The organism is Bradyrhizobium sp. G127 (genome assembly GCF_021502575.1).
Lineage (GTDB): Bacteria > Pseudomonadota > Alphaproteobacteria > Rhizobiales > Xanthobacteraceae > Afipia.
The window spans coordinates 577884-599921 of sequence record NZ_JAKFGN010000002.1 but is presented as its reverse complement, the minus strand read 5'-3'; the positions used below and the strand labels follow the sequence as shown (position 1 = coordinate 599921).

Sequence of the window (22038 nt, the reverse complement as noted above, 5' to 3'; positions counted from 1 at the left end):
GGAATGACGAGCAATGACTGAGTGCATCGGGCGGCGCCGTAGCGCGTCGAAGACACGCGTAAACGTTTTAGCGCCGACCCGTTGGCTCGCAATGACGAAGGCGTTCAGCGATGACGAACCTAGAACGTCACTACGCCCCGGATTGACTCGCCGCGTTTCATCAAATCGAACGCCTTGTTGATGTCGTTCAGCGGCATCACATGGGTGATCATCGGATCGATCTGGATTTTCCCCTGCATATACCAGTCGACGATCTTCGGCACGTCGGTGCGGCCGCGAGCGCCGCCGAACGCCGTGCCTTTCCAGACGCGGCCGGTGACGAGCTGGAACGGGCGGGTTGAAATCTCGGCGCCGGAGGGCGCGACGCCGATCACGATCGACTGTCCCCAGCCACGATGGCACGCTTCCAGCGCCTGACGCATCACCGTGACGTTACCGGTACAGTCGAAGGTGTAGTCGGCGCCGCCGATCTGGTCTTCCTTGGTCTTGGTCATGTCGACGAGATAGGGGACGAGATCCTTGCCGACCTCTTTGGGGTTGACGAAATGCGTCATGCCAAAGCGTTCGCCCCACGCCTTGCGGTCGTTGTTGATGTCGACGCCGATGATCATGTCCGCGCCGGCAAGCCGAAGGCCTTGCAGCACGTTCAGGCCGATGCCGCCGAGGCCGAACACAATGGCTTTCGCGCCTTGCTCGACCTTCGCGGTATTGATGACCGCGCCGATGCCGGTGGTCACGCCGCAGCCGATGTAGCAGACCTTGTCGAACGGCGCGTCCTCGCGGATTTTCGCCACCGCGATTTCCGGCAGCACGGTGTAATTCGCGAAGGTCGAGGTGCCCATGTAGTGATGGATCGGCTTGCCGCCGAGCGAGAAGCGGGAGGTGCCGTCCGGCATCAGGCCCTGGCCCTGCGTGGCGCGGATCGCGGTGCAGAGATTGGTCTTGCGCGACAGGCACGAGGGGCACTGGCGGCATTCCGGCGTGTAGAGCGGAATGACGTGATCGCCTTTCTTCACGCTGGTGACGCCGCGGCCCACATCGACAACGACGCCTGCGCCTTCATGGCCGAGGATCGCGGGAAACAGGCCTTCCGGGTCCGCGCCCGACAGGGTGAATTCATCGGTATGACATACGCCCGTCGCTTTGATCTCGACCATGACTTCACCCTCGCGGGGGCCTTCAAGCTGAACGGTCGTGATCTCGAGCGGTTTGCCGGCAGCGGTGGCGACGGCGGCGCGAACATCCATGGCGAATCCTTATTGCGGCTGAAGGCGAGTTTGATCTGCATTTCTGAGCTTATAGCCCGGCGCATTTGATGATTGCCTCATCACACGCGATCAGGCAAGCAGTTGCGCAAATGAGCCCTCCATCGTCTCAGCCCACACTGGAATCGATTGCCGCGCGCGCTGCGCCTGCGATCTTCGTTCTGCTGTGGAGCACCGGTTTTATCGGCACGAAATATGTGCTGGCCGGCGCCGAACCGCTGACTTATCTCGCGATCCGCATGGCCCTTGCGGTCTTGCTGATGGGGCTGATCGCCGCGATCTATCGTCCGGATTGGCCGGACCGGATCGGTGTCCTGCACAGCGCGATGGCCGGGTTTCTGGTTCATGGATTCTATCTCGGCGGTACGTCCGTCGCGATCTACCATTCGGTGCCGGCGGGGCTGTCGGCGCTGATCCCTGGTCTGCAGCCCATCCTGATGTCCACGCTGGCGAACCGCTGGCTCGGCGAGCGTGTCACGCCGCTGCAATGGACCGGCTTGCTGATGGGCCTCGCGGGAACGGTGATTGTCCTGCATGGCCGCACCATTTCGGGCGATGCCGGCTGGGGCTGGCTCGCCACCTGTGTGGCGCTCGTCAGCATCACGCTCGGCACGCTTTACCAGAAGCGGTATTGCAGCCAGATCGACTGGCGCGCCGGAAATCTCATTCAGTTTGCCGCGGCGGGCGTGCTGTTCGCAGTCGGTGCGTGGCTGTTCGAGACGCGCGTGATCGTCTGGAATCGGGAATTCGTGTTCGGCCTCGCGTGGCTGGTCATCGTTCTGTCGATCGGGTCGATCGGGCTGCTGTACTGGCTGATCCGTCATTCGGCGGCGACGAAGGTCGCAAGCCTGTTCTATCTCGTGCCCGGCACTACCGCGCTCATGGCGTATCTGCTGTTCGATGAGCGGCTCGATTTTCTTTCGATTGCGGGCATGGCGATCTGCGCTGCGGCCGTGCTGCTGGTCAACAAAAACACCGCTCCGGCGCGCGTGTCTTAACCCGCGCGCGTTTTGGCATAGGCGGCGAGCGCACGCTCGCGTGCCGCCTTGTGATCCACGATGGGATGCGGGTAGGTCTTGCCCAGCGTGACCTCGGCGGCAGCCAATTCCATCGGTGTGGCTTCCCACGGCTGATGGATGAGTTTTGCCGGAAGCTGCGCCAGCTCCGGCACCCATTTCGCGACATAGGCGCCATCGGGATCAAATTTCTCGCCTTGCAGGATCGGATTGAACACGCGGAAGTAGGGCGCTGCATCCGCGCCGGAGCCGGCGACCCATTGCCAGCTTGCCGGGTTGCTGCCGGGATCGGCGTCGACCAGCGTGTCCCAGAACCATGTCTCGCCGTCGCGCCAGTCGATCAGCAAATGTTTGACGAGGAACGATGCGACCACCATGCGGACGCGGTTGTGCATGATGCCGGTGCGCCAGAGTTCGCGCATGCCCGCGTCGACGATCGGATAGCCGGTCTGTCCGCGTTGCCACGCACGCAGCGCCTTGGCGTCACGCCGCCACGGAAACGCGTCGAACGAAGGCTGAAGATTTTGTTCGGCGAGGCGTGGGTGATCGAACAGCAGATGCCGCGAGAATTCGCGCCAGCCGAGTTCGCTCATGAATTTTCCGACATCGCTGGCGATGGCGGGTTTCCGGGCCGCCGCGAAATTCGCTGCGTGCCAGACTTGCCTCGGGCTGATTTCGCCGAACCGCAGATGCGGTGACAGCTTCGACGTGGCGTCGCGGTCGGGGCGGTCCCGTTGTGTAGAATAACCCGCGATGCCGCCCTCGAGAAAATCCGTAAGCCGGGCTTGCGCCGCAGCTTCGCCGGGCGTCCATGTCGCGCGCAATCCCGCTGCCCAGTCGGGATGCGTTGGCTCCAGGTTCCATGACGCGAGATCGTCGCCGGCGATCTTCGGTCCGGCGGCGATCGCTTTCGGCGCGGGCAGCGGCCGTGGCGGATCGCCAAGGTTCAGAATCCGCCTCCAGAACGGTGTGAACACCCGGAGGCCACGGCCTTCCTTGTTGCGTAGGCTTGCAGGCCTCACCAGCAGATCGCTCGGGAAACCGCGCGCTGCAACGCCGATATTTTCCAGCGCTGCCGTGACATCGCGCTCGACAGCAGCGGAGCCAGGTATGTCGCTTTCGATCCAGTGGACGGCGGCCGCGCCGGTCTCCTGAGCGAGAGCTGCGATGACATGCGCGGCTGAACCGCGGCGCAGCACGAGCGATTGGCCGTATACCTTGAAGCTGGCGTTCAGGCGGCGCAGCGACTGCGCGAGCCACCATCGCGATGCACTGCCCAACGGCCGGCCGTGGGGCGGCCTCAGGGGCGCGCTCTCTTCATCCAGCACATAAAGGCAGATGAGCGGCGCGCCACTTTGTGCGGCGGCGTGCAGGGCTGGATGATCGGATAGCCGCAGATCGTCGCGGAACCAGACGATGACAGGGAATGGCGAGTAATTCGGCATTGCCGGACACAATCAATGAATTCATCTGCCTCTGCAACCTGATCGGAAATTGTGCGTATCTGGCACAGCTACACAGTTTGAGGATCGGAGGTCCGCTTGAAACGAAACGCCATACTTTATCTGGCGACATTGCTCGTCATGGTTCCGCTTGATTTCCTGTTTCTCGGGCTGGTCGCCAAGGGCTTCTTCATGTCTCAGGTCGGCGACATGCTGGGAACGATCCGTCTCGCCCCTGCGATCCTGTTTTATCTGCTCTATGTGGTCGGCGTTCTGATCTTCGTCAGCGCGGGGCCGGGGACGACGTGGCAATCGACGTTGATTTACGGCGCGCTGTTCGGGTTCTTTTGCTATGCGACTTTTGAGCTGACCTCGCTGTCGCTGCTGAAACACTGGACCTGGACCGTGGCGGTTGTGGATATTGCGTGGGGCGCGTTCGTGACCGCGATAGCGTCGACGCTTGGGCTTCTCATCGCGAACTGGCTGGCGCCTCGCGTTTGACGGGAACTGGCCCGGATAAATGGCCGCAATAAAAAAGGGACGCGAAGCGTCCCTTTTTGTTTTCCTGGTTGCGGTCGTTACTTCGGTTGCGGGACGATCCGGATATAAGGCTTCGGCGATTTCCAGCCGCCTGGGTAAATGGTCTTGGCTTCATCGTCCGAGACTGAGCCGGCGATGATGACGTCTTCGCCCTGTTTCCAGTCGGCCGGCGTCGCGACGCGATGCTTGGCGGTGAGTTGCAGCGAGTCGATCACGCGCAGGATTTCGTCGAAGTTGCGGCCGGTGGTCATCGGATAGACCAGCACCAGCTTGATCTTCTTGTCCGGGCCGATGATGAACACGGTGCGCACCGTGGCATTGTCGGCGGCAGTACGGCCGTCAGCGCCGCCCGAGGTGTCCGCGGGGAGCATGTTGTAGAGCTTCGCCACCTTGAGGTCGGTGTCGCCGATCAGCGGATAGTTCGGCGCGTAGCCTTGCGTCTCCTTGATGTCCGCACCCCACTTCTCGTGCTTGTCGACGGGGTCGACGCTCAGCCCGATCAGCTTGACGCCGCGCTTGTCGAATTCGGGTTTTAGCCGCGCCAGCGTTCCGAGTTCGGTGGTGCAAACCGGAGTGAAGTCCTTCGGGTGCGAGAACAACAGGGCCCAGCTATCGCCGATCCAGTTATGGAAATGGATGTGTCCCTCGGTGGTGTCTGCCTCGAAATCCGGGGCTACCGCGCCAATCTGAAGTGTCATGGATCCGCCTCATGCCATTAGAGCAACAGAGAAATTCGTCGTCGCAGCGTTATAGCGACCGCGACGCTATCACGGAACCATGTCGCCAAAAGGACAAGATTTTTCTCGCGTCAGAGGGCTTTCCAGAAATCCTTGCTGTCTTGCGTGCTCTTTCTGAAACATCACGCCTGTCGCAGATTAACCGTTGCGGCGCTCACTTTTCCGCGATGCCCCGAATTTGACTTTGATGCGCCGCACCGCCGCCGGTTCCCGCTGTCATCTCATCGAACCCCGCGGACGGTCAGTGCGACCAATCCGCAACCATAACGGAAAGAAGCGATCTCCGAATCGCTTTATTAACGCTTCGTTTACGCCCGCATGGAAATGCTGCGAGACACAAAAAGAGAAAAGTAACATGACGTCCGCCTCGATCATCTCGAACGCACCGCTCTCCGAATTGATTCGGAAAATCGAAACCAGTTCCACCGCGGACCGCGATGTCTCCGCTTACGCGCTCGCCTTTGTGCGCGACGGCGTGATCACGGGCGAGGGGCCAACGACTGCCGGCCGTGTTCATTTCTCCCGGATGCTGGATGCGCATGACGCGGAATGGTGCGCGCGCATTCTCACCGCCGCGGCGAATGCCAACGAGCCCGTCAGCCGCGCCGAGGCCGAAACCCTTTTCCAGATCAACGATGCCGCGTCCGAACGCAGCGACGATGGCCGCTTCGACGACCTGTTCGCCAAGGCGATCGTGCATCACGCCGCGGCCGCTTCCGGCCTGCCGGTGCCCCCGCGTTCCGTCGCTTTGTCGCCGGATACGGCAATCGAAAGCTGGGCGCCCACCAAGGCCGTCGGCGTCAATACCGAAGTGCTGGAGTGGATTGCGAGCCAGATGCGGGGCAAGCGCCGTAGCAACCTCGCGCTAAAGGCGCTGGTTGCCACCCTGATCGGTGCGGCGACCCTGCCGCTCGCGCAGACGCTGCCGAACTTCCTCGACCTTGGAATGTAAGACGAGGAGCGGCGGGCGCTATTTTGCGCCTGCCGTCTTCACCGTGTCTGGAAGGCCGACCGTGCGTCCCGGAAATCCCGCCACATCGAAATAACGCTGATTCAGCACGCGCTGAAATTGCAGCACTGTGCGCAGGCCGTTCGGTGCAGGCTTGCCCGCAACCGTGCCGGTAAAGCCTTTCGGCGTGACGCCGTTCGGCATGGCTTCCGTCATGACCCGGCCGATCAGCACGCCCTTGGCCTTGCGGTTGAGACCGAGCAGTTGAGCCGCAGTGATGCCGACGTCGGCATTGCTCACCGGCAGATCGCTAATGAATCCTGCTTTGAAATCCGGACCGATCGCCGCCATGAAATTCATGGTGTCGCCGCGGCTGAAACTGCCATGCATGCCCTGGCCCTGCCGAAGTACGGTGTCGGCCACTTCGACCGAACACAACGTCGGCTCTTCGCAGCCGGTAGAATAGGAACGGAAGTTCACGACAATGGCCGGATGTGGCGTTACCGCCTTGCCCTTCAGGCTGAGCAGCGAAAGCGGCAGCGTGCCGGGAAAGCGCCCCAGTCCGTCGTCCACGAAGATCCCGCTGACGTAGTCCTGCTCCAGCAATGCTTTCACGGCGCGGCCCGCCAGCTTGCGGTCGCCGTTCGGCAAGTAAATGAGATCGGAGCCGCCGTTGGTGGCGACGACGAGGTCGGGTTTCAGCGGATTCTTTCCGAGCAGGCCGTTGCCTGCCTTGGGATAGGCGTTGGCGCCGACGGCAGCGTTCTTGTCGTTGGGATCGAACAGCGGCATGTCCAGCGCCTTGGACAGATCAAGCGCGAGGAAACCGAGCGGCAGGAAGCCTGCGGGCGTGTCGGGGTAGGTGTTCTTCACCGTCGAACTGGTCTTGCTTTCCTTCGAGATCGTCGAGAAGCCGTGATCCGCCGAAACGATGATGTTGGTCGAAGCGGCGAGGCCAAGATCGTCGAGCGCCTTGCGCAGTTGCGCGAGATTGTTGTCGGCATTCTTGATCGCTGCCAGTGAAGTAGGGCCGTTGATGCCCGGCGTCACGCTGTTGAGGCTGTCGCCCTGATTGTGCTGGCTGCCGTCCGGATCGCGTGACCAGAACACCAGCACGAACGGCTTGTTGCGCGCCTTGAACATTGGCAGGACGACCTTGCTGGCGACGTCGGCGAGATATTCCTGCTGCTTGATGTTGGCGACTGTCGTGCCGGGGGTCTTGGCATCGCCAGCCTTGCTGTTGTCGCCGCGTCCCGGCGTGGCGACCGGAAGGTTTGCCGCTGTCAGCGCGGCCTTCATCTCGTCGGAAAGCGGAATGCCGATCAGCTTGCCGTCTTTTTCGAGCGCGCCGGTCTGGTCGTCGATGGTGATGGTCTTGGTGCCGGTCCGCTCGGTGTGGTCGAACAAAAATGTCGGGCCGACCTTGCCGATAGCCGCCGTGCTGAATCCCGCGTCGCGCGCGGCCTTCAGCAGGGTTTCTTCGTTGAGGTAGTCGCCGTTGAACTCCTTGTCGACTTCGCCCAGAATCTGGTCATGCTCGATGAACGGCACGACCGTGCCCATCTGGCTCGGCACCGTCTTCACCGGACGGCCGGTGTAGATCGAGTTGCTGAACGTTCCCGTGTCGCCGAGGTAGTGACCCGTCGACATGCCGGACGCATTGGCCATAGTGAAGGTCGGGAACAGGGAATGGGGGTTCTTGAAGTTCACCCCCTTGTCGCGCAGGGCGGCCATCGCAGGTGCGGTTTCGGGGGTCACCTTGAGGGCCCGGAGCCCGTCAGGAACGAACAGAATCAGGTTGCGGGGCTGGTTGTTTTGAGCGAAAGCCAAGGTCGGCAAACCGGACGATGACAACGCCAGAAAACCAATGCAAAACAGAGGAATGGTGCGGCGCATGGGAGACTCGCTGTGCGGATTTGCCGGACAATGCGGCTGTGCCGGGCGGTAGCTTGGTGTAGTAAATGCTCGCGACAGAATTGTTACAACCAGTCTTGCATGCCAGATTGCGGTGAAGGCTATTCAGCCCGAATCCCGCCTTTCCCTTAAGGTTCAGATCGCTTCATGTTCAAAAAGATCCTGATCGCCAATCGCGGCGAAATCGCTTGCCGGGTCATCAAGACCGCGCGCCGCATGGGTATTAAGACGGTGGCCGTCTATTCGGAGGCCGACCGCGACGCGCTTCATGTCGAGATGGCCGACGAGGCCGTCTTCATCGGTCCACCGCAGGCCGCCGAGAGCTATCTCGTGATGGAGAAGATCATCGAGGCCTGCCGTCAGACCGGCGCGGAGGCCGTGCATCCGGGTTACGGGTTTCTGTCGGAGCGTGAGGCATTTCCGCGCGCGCTCGAAGCGGCGGGCATCGTGTTCATCGGTCCCAATCCCGGCGCCATTGCCGCGATGGGCGACAAGATCGAATCCAAGAAGGCCGCGGCCAAGGCGAAGGTTTCCACCGTTCCCGGCCACCTCGGGGTGATCGAGGACGATGCTCATGCCGTGAAGATCGCCGACGAGATCGGTTATCCGGTGATGATCAAGGCTTCGGCCGGCGGCGGCGGCAAGGGTATGCGCATCGCGCATTCGAAGTCGGAAGTCGCGGAGGGCTTCGGCCTCGCCAAGGCGGAAGCGAAGTCGTCATTCGGCGACGACCGCGTGTTCATCGAGAAATTCATCGTCGATCCGCGTCACATCGAAATTCAGGTGCTCGGCGACAAGCACGGCAACGTCATCTATCTTGGCGAGCGCGAATGTTCGATCCAGCGCCGCAACCAGAAGGTGATCGAGGAAGCGCCGTCGCCGCTGCTGGACGAGGCCACGCGCCGCAAGATGGGCGAGCAGGCGGTCGCACTGGCGAAGGCCGTGAACTACGACTCCGCCGGGACGGTCGAATTCGTCGCCGGTCAGGACAAAAGCTTTTTCTTCCTCGAGATGAATACGCGGCTCCAGGTCGAGCATCCGGTGACCGAGTTGATCACCGGCATCGATCTGGTGGAGCAGATGATCCGCAGCGCCGCCGGCGAAAAGCTCGCGCTTGCGCAGAAGGACGTCACGCTCACCGGCTGGGCAGTCGAGTCGCGCGTCTACGCCGAGGATCCGTTCCGTAATTTCCTGCCGTCGATCGGCCGGCTCGTGAAGTACCGTCCTCCGGCGGAGAGCAAGGTGGATGAAATCACCGTGCGCAACGATACCGGCGTGCAAGAGGGCGGCGAGATTTCGATCTACTACGATCCGATGATCGCCAAGCTCGTGACCCACGCGCCGTCGCGCGCGGCCGCCATCGAGGCGCAGTCGAATGCGCTCGATGCGTTCTACATCGACGGCATCCGCCACAACATTCCGTTCCTGTCGGCGCTGATGAATCACCCGCGCTGGCGCGAGGGCAACCTCTCGACCGGCTTCATCGCCGAAGAGTTTCCGAAAGGTTTCGGTCCGCGCACGCCGGAAGGCGAGACCGCGCACCGGATTGCAGCGGTCGGAGCCGCGGTCGATCATATCCTGGGCGAACGCAAGCGGCAGATTTCCGGCCAGTTGAATGGCCGTACCGTGTCGCGCGAACGCCGCCGCGCGGTCTGGCTCGATCGCAACGAGGTGCCGCTGGAAGTCACTCGCAACGGCGACGGGATCGTCGTTCGCCTGGTTGGACCCGATGGAAACGTCGGCCAGCCTGTCACGCTGCTTTCGCACTGGAAGCCCGGCGATCCGGTCTGGCAGGGCAGCATCGCGGGCCATCCGGTGGCTGTGCAGGTCAGGCCGATGCCGAACGGCTTCCGGCTGATCTATCAGGGTTACGAACTGCCGGTGCAGGTGTTCACAGAAACCGAAGCGGCTGCTGCGCGCCTGATGCCGGTCACGTCTACCGCCGACACAGGCAAGAAGGTGCTGTGCCCGATGCCGGGTCTCGTGGTGTCCGTCGCCGTGACAGAAGGGCAGGAGGTCAAGGCAGGCGAGACGCTTGCGGTGATCGAGGCGATGAAGATGCAGAACGTCCTGCGCGCCGAGCGCGATGGCACGATCAAGAAGATCGCCGCCACACCCGGTGCAACGCTCGCCGTCGATGCGCTGATCCTCGAATTTGCCTGAGGTTGCGATGCTGCCGCAAGAAAAGCGCGAAGCATTCCGGGCTATCCTGTCGGGTCGCGATGTCATTCGTCCTGGCTCGGTTTACGATCCGATCTCAGCGCGCATTGCTGAAGACGTCGGTTTCGAACTCGGATTGCTCGGCGGCTCCGCCGCGTCGCTGACCATTCTCGGCGACCCGGATCTGCTGCTCATCACGCTGTCTGAACTGGCCGAGCAGGTGCGGCGCATCTGCCGGGCCGGAAACATCCCGGTGCTGGTCGACGCCGATCATGGCTACGGCAACGCGCTGAATGTCCGCCGCACCGTGCAGGAAATCGAGGCCGCGGGCGCCGCGGGCCTCACCATCGAGGATACGTTGCTGCCGCAGGGATACGGGCAGGCCAAGCCGCAGGTGATCAGTATCGAGGAGGGGGTCGGCAAGATGAAGGCGGCGCTCGATGGCCGCTCCGATCTCTCGCTGGTGATCGTTGGCCGCACCGGGGCTGCGTCGATCACGAATATCGACGACGCCGTGGCGCGCGCCAAAGCCTACGAGGCAGCCGGAGTCGATGCGCTGTTCTTCACCGGACTGAAGACGCGCGCGGAGTTGCAGGCCATCGCAGCCGTGACGAAATTGCCGATCATTATGGGCAGCGCTGACGGCGAACTCGCGGATATGGCGTTTCTCGCCAGCCAGCGCGTGCGGGTTGCCAATCAGGGCCATCAGCCGATCGCTGCGGCGATGCAGGCGGTCTATGAAACGCAGAAGGCGCTGCGCGAGGGTGCTGCACCGAAGGATCTGAAAGGATTGCCGACCTCGGATCTGACCGATCGCGTTATGCGCGACGCGACCATGAAAGCACGCACTACGGATTTTCTGGGTTTGAAGTAATATCGTCATCGGAGTTGTTCGATGAGCGACGTCATCCGCCACATTATCGTTCGGGGCAAGGTTCAAGGCGTTGGTTACCGCGCCTGGATCACCGGCGAAGCGGAGGCGCGCGGCCTCGCTGGATGGGCGCGTAATCGGAAGGACGGCACCGTGGAGGCCGTGCTGTCGGGGCCGGAAGATGCTGTCGCGGCGTTGATCGCAAAATGCCAGTACGGTCCCGGCATGGCCCGTGTCACGCGCGTCGATGACCAACGGGCAGGCGACCACATGCTGACACAGCGCGCGCCCGGCGAGCGATTTTCGGTTCTCCCGACGATCTAAGGTTGGGATCAGACGGCCAGCTTGTCCGCAGCGGCCTTCGCCGGTCCGAAAATATCCGCGAAGGCCTGCTTCAACGCTATGTCCACATCGTCCATCGTGACCGGCAGGCCGAGGTCGACGAGGCTGGTGACGCCATAGCGCGGATCTGCGACGCCGCAGGGCACGATGCCCGAGAAGTGCGTGAGGTCGGGTTCGACGTTGATCGAGATACCGTGCAGCGACACCCAGCGCTTCAGCCGCACGCCGATCGCGCCAATCTTGTCTTCGCAGGCGGGGCCTTTCTCGGGACGGGCCACCCAGACGCCGACGCGATTCTCGCGCCGTTCGCCGCGCACGTTGAAGGCGGCGAGGGTGCGAATGGTGAATTCCTCAAGGCTGGCCACGTAAGCCCGCACATCGGGCCGGCGGCGCTTGAGGTCGAGCATCAGATAGACCACCCGCTGTCCGGGGCCGTGATAGGTGAACTGTCCGCCGCGTCCGGTCGCGAAAACCGGGAACCGGGCGTCGATCAGGTCAACGGTCTTGGCGCTGGTGCCCGAGGTATAGAGCGGGGGGTGTTCCAGCAGCCAGACCAACTCCGATTCGTGGCCGGCGGCGATCTCGGCGGCCCGCTTTTCCATGGTTTCGACGGCCTGCTCATAGGCCACCGGCGAATCCGCTACCCGCCACTCCGCAGGCGGCCCGGAGCGGAGGAAAAACGACGTCAAAGCAAGGTCTTCGCGGCGATCCGGGAATGTATTAACCATTGGGTAACCATAATCGTGGTGATCTGTCGCCATCAGTCATGTGTGGGTTTCAGATCAAAGTGGCAACTCTCGATAACGTCTCGGTCGATCTCATGGTGGTCCTCGGAACCACGTCGATGCCCGTCCACCAGGTGATGCGGCTCAGCCGCGGCGCCATCATCGAACTCGACGCGACCGAGCAGGACGAGGTCAAGGTTCTGGCCAACAACCTGCCGATCGCCAGCGGCGTTGTGGTCGTCAACCGCAACCGCATTGCGGTCGAAGTCAAGCAAATGTTGCCCCGGAAGCCGGGCCACAGATAGTCGGGAAAGCCTTTGCCCACGCGGTGCCAAGGCCTTGTCCCCCCATCCTCGATTTGTTACATGGGCGCCGTTGATCCCGCCTTGGGTTGCGAATCCGGGGCCGTTTCTTCAGCGCTCGTGGCGGAATTGGTAGACGCGCTGCCTTGAGGTGGCAGTGAGTAAAATCGTGGGGGTTCGAGTCCCTCCGAGCGCACCATATCCACCCCAATCACTTGAAATCAGGGCATTTTCTTTCGGCATTATGATGCCTGATTGTTACCCTGTTCTCGTCCGATTGGGGTCATCGACAGCGATCAGGGCGCTTTCCCGATCAGGCCACGATGTGAAAACCCTGATCGGCATAGGTGACGGAGCCTGTCAGCGGCCCACCTGCTTCGCTGGCAAGAAAGGCGGCCACCGCGCCGATCTGATCGATCGTTACGAGCTGGTTGGCCGGGGTGCGCTCGCGCACCCGGTCGAGCAGTTCGTCGAACCGGTCGATGCCGGAGGCCGCACGTGTCTTGACGGGACCCGCCGACAATGCGTGCACGCGAATGCCGCGCGGGGCGAGATCGGCAGCGAGGGTGCGGACGGTGGATTCCAGTGCCGCCTTCACCGGTCCCATCAGGTTGTAGTTCTCCACGACCCGGTCTGCCCCGTAGAAACTCACGGTTTGCAGGCTGCCACCCTTGGTCATCAGAGGCAGCGCCAGACGCGCCATGCGGATGAAGGAATGGCACGAGACATCCATCGCCATGGCGAAGCCTTCCGCCGAGCAGTTGACGAGGCCGGTGTGCAGATCTTCTCGCGGGGCAAAAGCGATCGAGTGGAAAAGAAAATCGAGGCGCCCCCAATCCGTCGCGATACGTTCGAACACCGCTTCCAGTTCGCCGGCAATGCGCACATCGCACGGGACAACGATGGACGCCTTGAGCGCGTCCGCGAGTGGTCGGACATAAGGCTCGGCCTTGGCGTTGAGATAGGTAACGGCGAGGTCGGCGCCCGCGGCGCGGAATGCGCGTGCGCAGCCATAAGCGATGCTGTTCTCGTTGGCGATGCCGACAACGACACCGCGTTTGCCGGCCAGATCGACGATCGGCGTCATTGATGAGTCTCTTTAATGAGAGCGCAGCCTGCGAGGGCGCTCAAACGATCATGCCCTAACTGAGGGTTCATGCCAGTCTCGTTCTTACGTCGTGCTATGGGCCGCTTTTGATTTCCTGTGGTGGCCGTGGCCATGATCCTCAGCGCGCCATTTATCGATTTCGGCAAGTTCGGTGTCGGGTCGTGTCACGCGGATCTCGCGTTGCCCTTGATAGATGCTGCCACTTTCGCCGTCGATGGAGATCCAGTCGCCTCCGGTAATTGTCGTCCCCGCAAACCGGGCACAATCGGCTGCCACGTCGATCGCCATGCTGCTGCACCCAACGATGCAGGGCTTCCCCATCTGGCGCGCAACCAGCGCGGCATGAGCGGTGCGCGCGCCGATCGCGGTCACGATCCCCGCAGCGACCGCAAAGCCCGCGACATCCGCCGTGCTTGTGTCCGGGCGCATCAGGATCACCGGCTCTCCTGAGGCAGCCAGGCGCTGGGCGCTCTCGGAGTCGAATGCGGCGCGTCCAACCGCGATGCCGCCCGATGCGCCGATCCCGGTCGTCAGCGGGTCTCCGCTGGCGGCCAGTTCGGTCTCGGTGAGGGCACCGAGGTCGATTCCATCGATCCGCTGTAGCGCTTCACGGGGGGTGATGAGTTTTTCGTGCACGAGGTCGATGGCGATCCGCAGCGCCGCGCGCGGCGTCCGCTTCGCAGACCGCGTCTGGAGAATCCAGAGTTTTCCGTCTTCGATGGTGAATTCTATATCCTGCACGTCGCCGAATTCCTGCTCGAGCCGCTTGAGAACGTCACCGAGTTCGGTCGCGATGGCGGGCAGCGAGCGGGCAATTGTCTCCTCAGTATCGGGCGTGCGCCGGCCGGAGACGACATCCTCGCCTTGGGCATCGAGCACGAGGTCGATCATCGGCCGCGCCAGCCCGGTGGATGGATCGCGCGAGAATGCGACGCCGGCTCCGGACGTCAGTCCGCCATTGCCGAACACCATGGCCTGAACCGTGACCGCGGTGCCGCGCAGATCGTCCAGATTCTGGAGACGGCGATAGGTCTGCGCCCGGTCGCTTGTCCATGACCGATAGACGGCCCTTGCTGCGCTGTCGAGTTGAGCCACCGCATCCTCGAGCCAGCCGTCATCGAGTTCTTCGATCAACGTCTGCTCGTCGTTGGCAAGACGTTCAAGCGCCTCGCTGTCCAGTTCGCGTAGGCCGTCGGCGGTTTCGCCGGCGGTCAGTTCTGCGAGGCGCGCCGCGAACGGCGCAGGATCGAAACCCAGCACCGTCTCTGTATAACTCTCAAGAAAGCGCCGTCGGCAGTCCCACGCCAGCCGCGGCCGGCCGGTGGTCCGGATCAGGCCATGGACGGCGTCGGACGTGCATCCGACGTCGAGTACCGTATCGAGCATCCCGGGCATCGATCGTGCCGCTCCCGACCGGACCGACACCAGCAGGGGCTGACGGCGATCGCCGAAGCGTTTTCCGGTGGCCTGCTCCAGGAACGCGATGCCTTCCTTGAGTCCGTTACGCAGGTGGCGTTCCGCATGAGCATCGTTGTCGATGATTGCGGAGCAAAGTTTGACCGGAAGCACGAAGGCTGGTGGCACGGGCAAGCCGAGGGCTGCCATCCGCGTCAGATTGGCAGCTTTGGCGCCGATCGCTTCGGCCGAATGTCGCTCGGTCGATCCATCGCCGATAAGCACGATATGCATGGGTTGGTCTTTCCAAAATATCAGGCGGACAGGTCGGTCATGACGTGCCGCCGCAGCAGATGGCCGAATCCAGCCAGCCGGTCGGTGGCGCGTTCGATGGCGCGGGCGAGTTCAAGAACCGAGAGTGATGTCGCGATGTCGAAGCTACCGGCGAACACCTGCGCGGTGACGTTGCGTTCGCACGCATCCGCGGCATGCTCGGCATCGATGAGACGAGCGACGGCAGCTAGCGCGTCGTCGGCGTCGGCGCGGCGTCCCTCCGGAACGTCGGCGGCAGCAGCCAGACCCGAGGCTATCGCTTCGGTTCCGGAAATGGCGATCTTGCACAACTCGGCAAGCGCCTGCAGCAATGCCGGATCGATTCCAGCCGGCGCCAGCGAGGCGATGAAAGCGGCCTGTTCCAGTTCGTCGATGGCTTCCTCGACGCGGTCCATCAGACTCTCAATGATCGGGCGGGCGTTGAGGCGGGTCACTTCCTTGCGGGCCTCAATCGCGATTCGATCGGCTTTTTGTTCGATGCGGCCGGCACGGGCTGCAAGGAGCTTGCCGTCGGCAGGACGGCCTGTCTGGAGGGCAGCGATATGGTGTGCGAGAGCGGCGGCGATGTCATGAGCCAATCCCGCCTGACGCACGACGATCGCAAGCAGCGTGCTATCGACGCTTTCCAGACGCCTGACCAGATCGGCTTCGATGTGATCGCGGACCAGCCGAACGGATCGCCCGGCACTTAACGCCTCTGTCGACGCGCGCAGCGTGGCCTTGAGAAAATCTACTGCGCCGTCGCGTCCGAGCACCTGATCCAGCCGCTCGCCGAAACCTATTCGGGTGGGCGCGGCATTCCGCACGGCGGCGCCGATCAGTTCGTCACCACCGAGTTCCAGGAAGGCCCTGTGCCCGATGCGGTGCCGCGCGCCCCAGGCGAGAATGCCGGCCGCGTCGTTCTTTGCGACCCAGTTGCGCAGCAATTTGCGCGCCTTGTTCCAGTCGATCAAAAACACCAACGCGGAGCCAATGGCGGCGAGGAACGCATCCCGTTCCTTGGCCGTCTCCGCCAGATATTGCCCCGTCACCAGATAGAAGTTTCCATCGTCGCCGAGGCCATCCGCCGCGTGACGATCGAGACCGCTCCATTTGGCCGGAAAGTCCTCGAACAGACCGACAAAGAACTTGGTACGCGCGCGGTGCACGTCGGTGTACGTGACGGTGACCGTATTGTCCTGAACAGCAATTACCAGAACATGCGCATCGGTGGTTCCGATATCGTTCTGAATCAGCAGCCGGTCGCCCGATCGCGTCGCCATGGTATCGAGACCCGGATGGTCGAACTTCAACGCTCGGGTTTGCTCGAGTCCCCGCATGAAGCTTTCCACGGGACGATGATCGTCGGGGTGCAAGCCGAATACGCGAGCTCCCGCCACGGTCTCTTCAGCACAGTCTGCTGCCAGCCGGTTGAGGGCCTTGTGAAGGTCCATCACCAGGCGATGCAAACTGTCGCCGTCGTTGTCCGTCACTCCGGTGAGCCTGGCGATCCGGGATGTTTCGATCTCGCTTGACGATTCCAGCGCGCCGGTGGCCTGGATGGCCGACAGACGCGCCGACATCGCTTCCCCGGCGGGAGGAGTGCCAGCTTTTACGGCGCGGATCATCACCGTCACATCGTCAAGCACGTCATTCATCAATCTGCCGAGATTGGGCGCAGCTATTCGTCCTTCGCCGACGACATGCGCCCCGGCAATCAACGCCGCGATGGCCGCCGGCGCAATTCCGGCCGCGCGGCATTCGGCCTGCAAGTCCGAAGCGGGATGGTCTGGCTGCCGGGCGTGATGGACGGCTGCCTGAAGTGCGCTCATCCGCACCTTGATGCAGTCGTTGGCAGCGAGTGCATTGGCCACGAGAGCCGGTAGCAGAATGTCCGTTTGACCGAGATGTTCGACAATTCGAGACTTCATGGCTCACCGATCAGAGTTCGATGATGCCTATATGCCTCGCGTTCGCGACACCTTTATTGCGCCAGATCATTCATGAAAATGTCACACGGCATGGCGAAACGATTTATCGGTAACGCCAATGCCGTGCGATCTTTATTTGCATCAGCGGATCTTCAGTCCGACAGGCGCATCGGTGCGGCTGCCGGTCCTGATCGGTGTGCCGAGAGGGCGGAAGGCTCCGTCGTTCGGCCGGATCGACCAGCTTCCGGACAGTCTCGCCAGACTGCGCTCTCTGCTCGCAGCAGAAATATCCGCACGCATTGCTTTTCCCTCGATATGGAAATTGGCGGGCCAGGGCTGCAGCACCGCCACTGTGGTACGCAGAACCAAAGGTCGCTGCCGCGCCAGCCACACCGAACGTTCTGAGCGCGGGGCATTATGGGCAGGGCGTTCCGCCGTTCCGAATGCGAAGCCCGGTTGGGCCTTCGCGGCGACCTCCGCGCCATGAATCCAGTGCGGAATCCATTGCGCCCGATCGGTTGCGGTTTTTGGCCGCTCGGCCGTCGCGGGCACCACGTGGACGATGCGATAACCACGCGCCTTCAACTCCCGAAGGATCACTGGCAAGGCGGCCTGCGTCCGAGCCTGGATATCATGCAGCAGCAGCACGCCTTTGCCCTTTGCTTCAAGCCGCGAGAGAGCGAAATGCACGACCTGCGCCGACGAAATGTGCCGCCAGTCATCCGCGGGGAAGTCGGCGCTCCAGGTCATGAGATCGCGTTTGCCGAGTTCGGCCTCGAGCATGTCGCCGCGCCGAAGCCCCGGAATGCGGAAGAACGGAGCAAGTTGCGACGGATCGCCAAGCGCGGCGCTGACATGAGCGATACCGTCATCAATTTCGGCCGCCATGCGCTCCGGGGCCAATTTGCCGAAGAACGTGGGGTGGTTCTCGCTATGCGTGCCGATGGTGTGTCCGGCGTCGTGAACGCGGCGCACGTCCTGCGGGAATTCCTTGGCCATGCGGCCGACCATGAAGAACGTCGCCTTCACACATTGAGCGGCGAGGATGTCGAGAACGGCGTTGGTGTGGGCAGGCAACGGACCATCATCGAAAGTTAGAACAACTTCATGATCCTCAAGCGGCAAGGTCTCGCCATACTGCATGGTGCCGATACGCGGATGTTCCTTTGGATCCACGACGATGGTGCGGGATGTGCCGAGCGCGTCAAGATTGCCGGGGCAATCGGCAGCATGCGCGGCTATTGCGCTGAGCATTGCAGTCGCGCAGGCAAGGCCAAATGCCGTCAAGACTACGGTAGAGCGTCGAGCGATGGTGCTGTCCATGAAAAATTCCACGCAAAATCCCATGATCGTGCTTAGCGCCACGGTCGTGAATGGCGGCTTAATCCGGCGCCGACGCCTATCGGTCATGGGATGAGCTTTTGATCTGTTGTGATGCGGCGAGATGTACGACCTTGTAACCGTTGCGCTTCAGGTATTGCAGGAACGCCGGCAGCATTTTCGCAGTCTGAGCCTTGGTGTCGTGCAGCAGGATGACGCCCTTGCCTTCCTCGTCGAGGCGTGCGGTCAAAAGCTGTAATTGTTGATCCGGGGTCATCGGATTCCAGTCGCTGGCCCAGAGGTCGGCTCCGAACACGGCGATCCCGCGGGATTGCAGGTGGGCGAGAAGGGCAGGTGTCGATGCGAATCCGGGAAAGCGAAAGAACGGCGTCGACGGAAGGCGGGTGGCTGTCCCATTGAGCGCCATTTCATCCGCGGCGATGCCGCGGTCGATCTCCTCCAGCGCCTGCGGCTGGCCGATCTTGTCGAGTGGACGGTGCGACCAGGTATGATGCCCAATGCTGTGGCCGCTCGCGGCGATCTTCCGGACAATGGCAGGATTCGCTTCTGCATTCCGGCCGATCAGGAAAAATGTCGCCTGCACGCATTCGCTGGCCAGTGCAGCCAGGACTTTCGTCGTGGTCGCGGGGAAGGGGCCGTCATCGAAGGTCAGCACGACTTCCTTGTCCGCCAACGGCAGGGTTTGCGGGAAACTCTTGAGGCCGACGCGCGGGAACGCCTGCGGGTTTACCGTCATGACGCGGGCTGTGCCGAGCGTGTCTTTACGGGGGCAATCGGTGGCGCGGGCCGCGGTCGCCGTCGTGGTGACAAGCGCCACCAGCGCGGCTCTCAGTACAATCATGATGGACTTTCGGGAACAGTGTGAGGCTTGCGCACATTTAGCATTGCGTTCCGCCGTGTCGATTGGGTAATGCCTGAAACGCACACGCAAATCAGCAGACCTCCATTGAACCCGCGAGGCACGGCATGGCCGACCATCAAGACCTTGCCGAGGCGGCCGCCGCTCACGATTCCGTGCTCGACCGCCATCCGATGCGAGATGCTGAGGACCATCTTCGGCCTGATTTTGTCGCCCTGATTTCCGCAGCGGTTCAACGGGGCGATTCCTCCTTCCTGTGCGAGATCGTCGGAGAACTCCATGAGGCCGATCTCGGCGATCTGATCGAGGCACTGGAGCCTGACCTGCGGCCCCGGCTGGTCGAACTGACCGGCGCAGCCTTCGACTTCTCCGCGCTGAACGAGGTCGATGACGCGGTTCGCGAAGAAATTCTTGAGGAGCTGGAGCCGGAAACCGTCGCGGAGGGTGTCCGCGAACTGGATTCCGACGACGCCGTCGAGCTGCTCCAAAACCTTGACGAAGAAGACAAGGAAGAGATTCTTGAAAAGTTGCCGCAATCCGAGCGCGTCGCGCTGGAGCGCAGCTTCGATTATCCGGAAGATTCCGCCGGCCGCCGTATGCAGACCGAGTGCATCTCGGTGCCGGACGACTGGACCGCGCTGCAAGCGATCGAATACATGCGTGACACGCCGGGCCTGCCGGACCGGTTCTACGAAATTTACGTCGTGGACGAGGACAAGCGCCTGAAAGGCGCAGTGCCGCTCGATGCGTTGCTGCGGGCGCGGCGTCCGGGCCCGATCATGGATCTGGTCGACGAGGACCGCCGCCGGGTCTCCGACCACGAAGACATCGCGGAAGTGGCGCGGATGTTCGGCAAGTACAATCTGGTCGCTGCGCCGGTCACGGATAGCGACGATCATCTCGTCGGCGTTATCACAATCGACGACGTGGTCGACGTGATCGAGGAGGAGGCCGAAGAAGACATCAAGGCGCTCGGTGGTGTCGCGCGCGACGAAGAATTATCGGACTCGGTGTGGACCATCGCCAAAGGGCGTTTCAATTGGCTTCTGGTCAACCTTGCCACGGCCTTTCTTGCATCTTCGGTTCTTGGACTGTTCGAAGGTGAGTTGCAGAAGATGGTCGCACTCGCGGTGCTGGCCCCCATCGTCGCCAGTCAGGGCGGTAACGCAGCCACCCAGACCATGACCGTTGCGGTCCGCGCGCTTGCAACCCGCGAACTCAGTTCCAGTAACGCCATGCGCGTCGTGATGCGCGAAGGGCTCGTCGGTTTGGTGAACGGCCTCGCGTTTGCCGTCATCACCGGCGTTGCGGCGGCGGCGTGGTTCAAGCTCCCGGGCCTCGGCGTCGTTATCGGGCTTGCGATGATGTGCAATCTTGTCGCCGGAGCGCTGGGCGGCATCCTGATTCCGATGGCGCTTCAACGGTTGCGTGCCGATCCCGCTGTTGCGTCCGGTACGTTTGTGACGACTGTGACGGACATCGTTGGATTCTTTGCATTCCTCACCATCGCAACGCTCTGGTTCGGACTGCAAAGTTAAAGCTACCCATTTTGGCATGGGTTGGCTGCACTGCTATGCAGTCCTGGCCACTGGGCGCCTCATTGTTGCCACCTGACGCGATGAAACCGCATCATCGCTGCCGCTGAACCATCGGGTTCCGACGGCCTTTGTACAGCTTTGTCGACTGAGACGCTGTCGCTCGCGGCCCGTCTGTTACGTCAAACAAATAATCCGGAGCTAAAAACTTGATTCGAACAATTACCGCCGTGGCGGCGCTTTGTGCGCTGTCATCGCTGGCCGAAGCGCGCGTGCGCACGCCGGCCATTTCGCCCGAATGCAACGTCACGATGCCTTGCATCGGCGTCGACAATCCCGTTCATGCGCGTCAACGCAGGCAGCGGGAACCGATGCAGTCCTTTGCGGCAGTCGAACAGCATCGTGTAGAGCGTGCGCGCGGCGTTGTTGAGCCTGGCTATGCATCGGAAGGATATTCGTCGGGTCTGGTCGGTCCGTTGCAGGCCAAGCTCGCGTCGATTCAGGCGGCGTGTCCCGGCACCCATGCGATCTCCGGCATCCGTCATACCCGGATAGCGGGCACGCGGCGAATGTCGCTTCATGCTCAAGGCAAGGCGGTGGATGTACGCGGTCCCTACGGCTGCATCTATGCGCAGCTCAAGGGCTGGAGCGGCGGCTATTCGACCGACTCGGGCCGGGTGCAGCACATCCATATTTCCTACGACCATGCAGGCGGTCGCGAGATGGGGCTGCGGTTCGCACATGGCGGTGGCCGCCGTCATGCATGGCGGAATTCTTACGCACAAATGCGATAACGCGATGCGACACCGTCCGGACGATTTCCGGGCGGAGAGCGTCTTCGTTAACCTGTGATTAACCATGTCGTCCCACCCTCACGATATCAGAGGGAGCGGCACATGCAGCGGCTACGGCTCAAGGCTGATGGACGGATCGTCGAGGTGCTGGACGGGCGGGAAATACCGCTGGTCCCGCAGATGCCCGGGGTCGATACACCTTCGCCCAAGACGACGGCTGCGCCGGTGGTACGCAATCTGCGGCTTCGCGCGAAACTCACTCAAGCCGAGTTCGCCTCGCGTCTCGGCGTTCCTCTCGAGACAATCAGGAACTGGGAGCAGGGCAAGCGGTCGCCGCGCGGACCGGCGCGGGCATTGCTGACCGTCATTGCCCATGAGCCTGACATGGTGTTCGCGGCACTTGCACGCCGGGCCTGACGGCAGTCGGCCGAATGTGCAATTCCGGGTTCGCCGTTCTTGGCAACGACAGCCGCGCGGATCATGATGGTCATGTGATCGTC

20 protein-coding genes and 1 tRNA gene are annotated in these 22038 nt (G+C 62.4%); 11 read left to right on the top strand and 10 right to left on the bottom strand.

Annotation, left to right across the window (positions count from 1 at the left end; genetic code table 11):
• Nucleotides 1–119 precede the first annotated feature (119 nt).
• Nucleotides 120–1247, bottom strand: coding sequence for an S-(hydroxymethyl)glutathione dehydrogenase/class III alcohol dehydrogenase (locus LVY71_RS14795; protein ID WP_235100621.1), 1128 nt, complete (start codon nucleotides 1245–1247; stop codon nucleotides 120–122).
• A gap of 110 nt (nucleotides 1248–1357) precedes the next feature.
• Here LVY71_RS14795 and LVY71_RS14790 point away from each other — a divergent pair, with 110 nt between their 5' ends.
• Nucleotides 1358–2263, top strand: coding sequence for a DMT family transporter (locus tag LVY71_RS14790; protein ID WP_235100620.1), 906 nt, complete (start codon nucleotides 1358–1360; stop codon nucleotides 2261–2263).
• Here LVY71_RS14790 and LVY71_RS14785 read toward each other — a convergent pair.
• Complete coding sequence (locus LVY71_RS14785; RefSeq protein ID WP_235100619.1) at nucleotides 2260–3726, bottom strand: cryptochrome/photolyase family protein; 1467 nt, start codon at nucleotides 3724–3726, stop codon at nucleotides 2260–2262. The genes LVY71_RS14790 and LVY71_RS14785 overlap by 4 nt on opposite strands.
• A gap of 96 nt (nucleotides 3727–3822) precedes the next feature.
• On the opposite strand from LVY71_RS14785, the gene LVY71_RS14780 reads away from it, so the two are divergent.
• Nucleotides 3823–4224, top strand: a complete 402-nt coding sequence (locus LVY71_RS14780; protein ID WP_235100618.1) for a DUF2177 family protein — start codon at nucleotides 3823–3825, stop codon at nucleotides 4222–4224.
• A gap of 77 nt (nucleotides 4225–4301) precedes the next feature.
• On the opposite strand, the gene LVY71_RS14775 is transcribed toward LVY71_RS14780, so the two are convergent.
• The gene (locus LVY71_RS14775) at nucleotides 4302–4961 is read right to left on the bottom strand and encodes a peroxiredoxin (RefSeq protein WP_235100617.1); all 660 of its coding nucleotides are present in this window, start codon (nucleotides 4959–4961) and stop codon (nucleotides 4302–4304) included.
• 394 nt (nucleotides 4962–5355) lie between these two features.
• On the opposite strand from LVY71_RS14775, the gene LVY71_RS14770 reads away from it, so the two are divergent.
• The gene (locus LVY71_RS14770) at nucleotides 5356–5952 is read left to right on the top strand and encodes a hypothetical protein (RefSeq protein ID WP_235100616.1); all 597 of its coding nucleotides are present in this window, start codon (nucleotides 5356–5358) and stop codon (nucleotides 5950–5952) included.
• Between the two features lie 18 nt (nucleotides 5953–5970).
• Here LVY71_RS14770 and LVY71_RS14765 read toward each other — a convergent pair whose 3' ends face one another.
• Complete coding sequence (locus tag LVY71_RS14765) at nucleotides 5971–7845, bottom strand: alkaline phosphatase family protein (protein ID WP_235100615.1); 1875 nt, start codon at nucleotides 7843–7845, stop codon at nucleotides 5971–5973.
• Nucleotides 7846–8010: 165 nt separating this feature from the next.
• Between LVY71_RS14765 and LVY71_RS14760 the strand changes: the two genes are divergently transcribed.
• From LVY71_RS14760 to LVY71_RS14750, 3 genes are read left to right on the top strand one after another with little or no spacing between them, the layout of a single operon-like run.
• Nucleotides 8011–10026 carry an acetyl-CoA carboxylase biotin carboxylase subunit gene (locus tag LVY71_RS14760; RefSeq protein ID WP_235100614.1) on the top strand — a complete coding sequence of 672 codons (2016 nt, stop codon included), beginning with the start codon at nucleotides 8011–8013 and terminating at the stop codon, nucleotides 10024–10026.
• A 7-nt stretch (nucleotides 10027–10033) separates the two neighbouring features.
• Entirely contained in the window at nucleotides 10034–10897 is an 864-nt protein-coding gene (locus LVY71_RS14755; protein WP_235100613.1) for an isocitrate lyase/PEP mutase family protein, read from the top strand.
• 21 nt (nucleotides 10898–10918) lie between these two features.
• Nucleotides 10919–11218, top strand: a complete 300-nt coding sequence (locus tag LVY71_RS14750) for an acylphosphatase (protein ID WP_235100612.1) — start codon at nucleotides 10919–10921, stop codon at nucleotides 11216–11218.
• Nucleotides 11219–11226: 8 nt separating this feature from the next.
• Here the strand turns inward: LVY71_RS14750 and lipB are convergent, their stop codons facing one another.
• Nucleotides 11227–11964 (bottom strand): lipoyl(octanoyl) transferase LipB, encoded by a 738-nt coding sequence (gene lipB / locus LVY71_RS14745; RefSeq protein ID WP_235100611.1) that lies wholly within the window; start codon nucleotides 11962–11964, stop codon nucleotides 11227–11229.
• A gap of 59 nt (nucleotides 11965–12023) precedes the next feature.
• Between lipB and LVY71_RS14740 the strand changes: the two genes are divergently transcribed.
• Nucleotides 12024–12266 (top strand): FliM/FliN family flagellar motor switch protein, encoded by a 243-nt coding sequence (locus tag LVY71_RS14740; RefSeq protein WP_235100610.1) that lies wholly within the window; start codon nucleotides 12024–12026, stop codon nucleotides 12264–12266.
• A gap of 111 nt (nucleotides 12267–12377) precedes the next feature.
• Nucleotides 12378–12462, top strand: a tRNA-Leu gene (locus tag LVY71_RS14735).
• 114 nt (nucleotides 12463–12576) lie between these two features.
• On the opposite strand, the gene fabI is transcribed toward LVY71_RS14735, so the two are convergent.
• The 5 genes from fabI to LVY71_RS14710 form a co-directional block, all read right to left on the bottom strand.
• Nucleotides 12577–13350 carry an enoyl-ACP reductase FabI gene (gene fabI, locus LVY71_RS14730; RefSeq protein ID WP_235100609.1) on the bottom strand — a complete coding sequence of 258 codons (774 nt, stop codon included), beginning with the start codon at nucleotides 13348–13350 and terminating at the stop codon, nucleotides 12577–12579.
• Between the two features lie 84 nt (nucleotides 13351–13434).
• Nucleotides 13435–15060, bottom strand: a complete 1626-nt coding sequence (locus LVY71_RS14725; RefSeq protein WP_235100608.1) for a PEP/pyruvate-binding domain-containing protein — start codon at nucleotides 15058–15060, stop codon at nucleotides 13435–13437.
• 20 nt (nucleotides 15061–15080) lie between these two features.
• Nucleotides 15081–17009, bottom strand: coding sequence for a hypothetical protein (locus tag LVY71_RS14720; protein ID WP_235100607.1), 1929 nt, complete (start codon nucleotides 17007–17009; stop codon nucleotides 15081–15083).
• A 141-nt stretch (nucleotides 17010–17150) separates the two neighbouring features.
• On the bottom strand, nucleotides 17151–18332 hold the full coding sequence (locus LVY71_RS14715) for a polysaccharide deacetylase family protein (protein WP_502797584.1): 1182 nt from the start codon (nucleotides 18330–18332) through the stop codon (nucleotides 17151–17153).
• Between the two features lie 76 nt (nucleotides 18333–18408).
• A complete protein-coding gene (locus tag LVY71_RS14710) occupies nucleotides 18409–19191 on the bottom strand; it encodes a polysaccharide deacetylase family protein (RefSeq protein WP_235100606.1) in 783 nt (260 codons plus the stop codon).
• A 125-nt stretch (nucleotides 19192–19316) separates the two neighbouring features.
• Between LVY71_RS14710 and mgtE the strand changes: the two genes are divergently transcribed.
• From mgtE to LVY71_RS14695, 3 genes are all read left to right on the top strand, one after another.
• Nucleotides 19317–20747 (top strand): magnesium transporter, encoded by a 1431-nt coding sequence (gene mgtE, locus LVY71_RS14705; protein WP_235100605.1) that lies wholly within the window; start codon nucleotides 19317–19319, stop codon nucleotides 20745–20747.
• A gap of 206 nt (nucleotides 20748–20953) precedes the next feature.
• Nucleotides 20954–21538: a hypothetical protein gene (locus tag LVY71_RS14700; protein ID WP_235100604.1), complete on the top strand. Its 585-nt coding sequence runs from the start codon at nucleotides 20954–20956 to the stop codon at nucleotides 21536–21538.
• Nucleotides 21539–21640: 102 nt separating this feature from the next.
• The gene (locus LVY71_RS14695) at nucleotides 21641–21955 is read left to right on the top strand and encodes a helix-turn-helix domain-containing protein (RefSeq protein ID WP_235100603.1); all 315 of its coding nucleotides are present in this window, start codon (nucleotides 21641–21643) and stop codon (nucleotides 21953–21955) included.
• Nucleotides 21956–22038: the final 83 nt, after the last annotated feature.

What these genes read in the sequence shown, in the direction of transcription:
- LVY71_RS14720 (WP_235100607.1), bottom strand. Translation starts at nt 17,009, where the DNA reads ATGAAGTCTCGAATTGTCGAACATCTCGGTCAAACGGACATTCTGCTA.
- LVY71_RS14790 (WP_235100620.1), top strand. Translation starts at nt 1,358, where the DNA reads ATGAGCCCTCCATCGTCTCAGCCCACACTGGAATCGATTGCCGCGCGC.
- LVY71_RS14765 (WP_235100615.1), bottom strand. Translation starts at nt 7,845, where the DNA reads ATGCGCCGCACCATTCCTCTGTTTTGCATTGGTTTTCTGGCGTTGTCA.
- LVY71_RS14750 (WP_235100612.1), top strand. Translation starts at nt 10,919, where the DNA reads ATGAGCGACGTCATCCGCCACATTATCGTTCGGGGCAAGGTTCAAGGC.
- fabI (WP_235100609.1), bottom strand. Translation starts at nt 13,350, where the DNA reads ATGACGCCGATCGTCGATCTGGCCGGCAAACGCGGTGTCGTTGTCGGC.
- LVY71_RS14760 (WP_235100614.1), top strand. Translation starts at nt 8,011, where the DNA reads ATGTTCAAAAAGATCCTGATCGCCAATCGCGGCGAAATCGCTTGCCGG.
- mgtE (WP_235100605.1), top strand. Translation starts at nt 19,317, where the DNA reads ATGGCCGACCATCAAGACCTTGCCGAGGCGGCCGCCGCTCACGATTCC.
- lipB (WP_235100611.1), bottom strand. Translation starts at nt 11,964, where the DNA reads ATGGTTAATACATTCCCGGATCGCCGCGAAGACCTTGCTTTGACGTCG.
- LVY71_RS14795 (WP_235100621.1), bottom strand. Translation starts at nt 1,247, where the DNA reads ATGGATGTTCGCGCCGCCGTCGCCACCGCTGCCGGCAAACCGCTCGAG.
- LVY71_RS14710 (WP_235100606.1), bottom strand. Translation starts at nt 19,191, where the DNA reads ATGATTGTACTGAGAGCCGCGCTGGTGGCGCTTGTCACCACGACGGCG.
- LVY71_RS14770 (WP_235100616.1), top strand. Translation starts at nt 5,356, where the DNA reads ATGACGTCCGCCTCGATCATCTCGAACGCACCGCTCTCCGAATTGATT.
- LVY71_RS14775 (WP_235100617.1), bottom strand. Translation starts at nt 4,961, where the DNA reads ATGACACTTCAGATTGGCGCGGTAGCCCCGGATTTCGAGGCAGACACC.
- LVY71_RS14725 (WP_235100608.1), bottom strand. Translation starts at nt 15,060, where the DNA reads ATGCATATCGTGCTTATCGGCGATGGATCGACCGAGCGACATTCGGCC.
- LVY71_RS14755 (WP_235100613.1), top strand. Translation starts at nt 10,034, where the DNA reads ATGCTGCCGCAAGAAAAGCGCGAAGCATTCCGGGCTATCCTGTCGGGT.
- LVY71_RS14715 (WP_502797584.1), bottom strand. Translation starts at nt 18,332, where the DNA reads ATGGACAGCACCATCGCTCGACGCTCTACCGTAGTCTTGACGGCATTT.
- LVY71_RS14785 (WP_235100619.1), bottom strand. Translation starts at nt 3,726, where the DNA reads ATGCCGAATTACTCGCCATTCCCTGTCATCGTCTGGTTCCGCGACGAT.
- LVY71_RS14695 (WP_235100603.1), top strand. Translation starts at nt 21,641, where the DNA reads ATGCAGCGGCTACGGCTCAAGGCTGATGGACGGATCGTCGAGGTGCTG.